Source organism: Streptomyces sp. NPDC002130, assembly GCF_040296465.1.
In the GTDB taxonomy this organism is placed as follows: Bacteria; Actinomycetota; Actinomycetes; order Streptomycetales; family Streptomycetaceae; genus Streptomyces.
On the sequence record NZ_JBEOXI010000588.1, the window covers coordinates 1 to 2,261 of the forward strand.

The 2,261-nt window shown below is 60.5% G+C and carries 5 protein-coding genes; 1 reads left to right on the plus strand and 4 read right to left on the minus strand.

The window, feature by feature from the left end; genetic code table 11:
• Positions 1-196: hypothetical protein (locus tag ABT116_RS43170; protein WP_502984045.1), on the minus strand; the 196-nt coding region annotated here is incomplete at its 3' end.
• A complete protein-coding gene (locus ABT116_RS43175) occupies positions 193-831 on the minus strand; it encodes a TlpA family protein disulfide reductase (RefSeq protein ID WP_003944602.1) in 639 nt (212 codons plus the stop codon). The genes ABT116_RS43175 and ABT116_RS43170, both read right to left, overlap by 4 nt.
• A 128-nt stretch (positions 832-959) precedes the next feature.
• Between ABT116_RS43175 and ABT116_RS43180 the strand changes: the two genes are divergently transcribed.
• Entirely contained in the window at positions 960-1,325 is a 366-nt protein-coding gene (locus ABT116_RS43180) for a DUF4229 domain-containing protein (protein WP_019747393.1), read from the plus strand.
• A 162-nt stretch (positions 1,326-1,487) separates the two neighbouring features.
• Here ABT116_RS43180 and ABT116_RS43185 read toward each other — a convergent pair whose 3' ends face one another.
• Together ABT116_RS43185 and ABT116_RS43190 are read right to left on the minus strand one after the other, a co-directional pair.
• Positions 1,488-1,721 carry a hypothetical protein gene (locus ABT116_RS43185; RefSeq protein ID WP_351646222.1) on the minus strand — a complete coding sequence of 78 codons (234 nt, stop codon included), beginning with the start codon at positions 1,719-1,721 and terminating at the stop codon, positions 1,488-1,490.
• Complete coding sequence (locus ABT116_RS43190) at positions 1,718-2,230, minus strand: ABC transporter permease subunit (protein WP_351646224.1); 513 nt, start codon at positions 2,228-2,230, stop codon at positions 1,718-1,720. Before ABT116_RS43190 ends, ABT116_RS43185 begins: the two co-directional genes overlap by 4 nt.
• Positions 2,231-2,261: the final 31 nt, after the last annotated feature.

Here is a 2,261-nt window from a genome sequence, read left to right on the forward strand (position 1 = left end):
GGTCGTACAAAATATCGGTTTGTCCTCCCGGTGACACGAAATCGAAATTCGCACCCGAAGCGACTGCATCGGTGCCGGTTGCACATCCACTCGCGGCGACGACGATCGCAGTGAGAATAGCGACCAGTGGGAGGATGCGGGTCGGTTTTCCGAGTACGCGTTGTCTCGATTTGCGAGGGAGTGCGGGGGCATTCATTTCATCAACTCACTTACAGCGGAGCGTATTTGGTCAGTGTTTTCGAAAACCATGGGGGTTGTAATCTGTTCGACGGACCCGTCTTGTTGGACGAGAAAGCTCAGCGGCAGAACTGGCGGCGCCGATAGCGCAATTCCGATGTCGTCGACCGCAGCGAACGAGGGATAGTGCACGCCTGCAGCGGTGAGAAGCGCTAGTGCTGTGGACATGTCGTCCTGGACGTTGATCCCGACTACTCGGATGGAGCCCGGAGTACCTGCATAGTCATTCAGGACCGGGATTTCCGATCGGCACGGCCCGCACCACGAGGCCCAGAGGTTGATCAGGGTCGGCTCCCCGGACAGCGCTGCACCGAGGTCGACCACAGTATTCTCGCCAAGACACGTCGCTTTGATTCCCAGGAGTTCTCCTCCAGCGGGCGGTACTGCCGGGGCCACAGGACAGGGAACCGCTGCTGCCGCGGACTTCGAGGAAAACCCCGAGTCGACGCGATCTTCATCTGCCTGGGCGGCCGGAGGCACTTGAGGCCGGGTCGAGGAATGGGTCTCGGTTGACGTTGATCGAGGCCAGATCGCCACGACGAGAAGACCGATCACAACCAGGAAGAGCAGGAACCACCGAGACTGTGCCTGCATGCACTTCCTCCAAGCGTGGTGCGGTGAACCGGGACAACACTGAACTACTATTGTGCATAGTAGACATATGGTTCGTTCTGTCGCCCCCGCCAACCAGAGGCGGGATCCGAACCCGAGAATCGAGCATCGTGAAACGCCAGTCCGCTCCGAAGGGCCGTATCAATCCACCAGTCAGCCCAGAAATTGCGGCACTGGGTGCCCATCAAGCACCGCAGACGCGCGTGGCGCGGATCAACCGTGTAGCACGGTCAAAGCTCGTGCGTCTGGTGATGTACTACACCGCGGTTCGACTCGCCCTGATCGCCGGCCTCGCAGTGATCATCATGGGAATCAACGCCATACTCGAACTCGAAATCCCCGGTGTGTTAGCACTGTTCGGGGCGGTGCTGCTCGGATTCGCCATCTCTGCGATCGCGTTCCGGTCATTGCGCCGCCGGATCAATGAAGAAGTGATGGTCGTAGATGAAAAACGGCGTGCAATGCGCACCCGGTGAAGGGTTCCCTCCGGTTAGGTGCGCGTGAAAGCTCCAGTAACGAAAATGCCCAGCATCGGTGCCACAACCTGTCTTTTTTGGACGTATGACCGCTCAAAGCTGCCTTCCTGGGTGATGCCGAGGGCGCGCGATCATGCATTGATTGGCATTGGGATGAAGATGTCAGGTGACGGGATCAGGTGCGGAGTCGGCGGTATCCGTGGTGGTCTCGAGTTTCGGAATCGGTACAAGCTGCGGGATCAGGCGGACGAGACTCGAGCAGGCGCAGTACGGAGGACCGTTGAGCAGAACCAACTGGAGTACCCGGTACGACGTCGATCCGGCGACCACTACACGCGGTCGCCCGACCGCCTTCTCGGCGACCGCAGGTTCATTTCTCTCGGCAAGCGTCGTCATACCCGCTCCAGTTTCTTGGTACCGAACAGTCCATTGGGTCGGACGAAGAGGATCACCACGATGATCAACAGGGCGGACGTCTGCTGCAGCGAGCCGCCGATCACCGAAATGTAGCCGCTGAGCATCGATTCCAGGACACCGATCGTCAACCCACCCACAACTGCGCCGACGAGACTGTCCAGACCGCCGAACAGCGCTGCGGCGGATGCTGCGATGAAGATCGGGAACATGGTCGTGAGACCGAGTTGTTGCGGCGAGAGCGGAGTGACCAGGACACCGGCCAGGGCACCGATCGCGGCCGCAGCACCCCAACCGATCGCCAGGATCCGGCTGGTCGAAACCCCCGCGAGAGTGGCAGATTCGGCATTGTCCGCGACTGCACGCATGTGCAAACCGACTCTCGTCTTGCGAAAGAGCAAGGACATCAACACAAGTAGGACAACGAGCGGGCGCGAGACCTCGGGCGGGCGCGAGACCTCAAGGGGGCATGAGGCCGCGAGCGGGCGCACAGTCCCGGATGGGCAAGAGGCCCCGAGCGGG

Coding starts and splice junctions, on each gene's coding strand:
- ABT116_RS43175 (WP_003944602.1), bottom strand. CDS start 831: ATGCAGGCACAGTCTCGGTGGTTCCTGCTCTTCCTGGTTGTGATCGGT.
- ABT116_RS43185 (WP_351646222.1), bottom strand. CDS start 1,721: ATGACGACGCTTGCCGAGAGAAATGAACCTGCGGTCGCCGAGAAGGCG.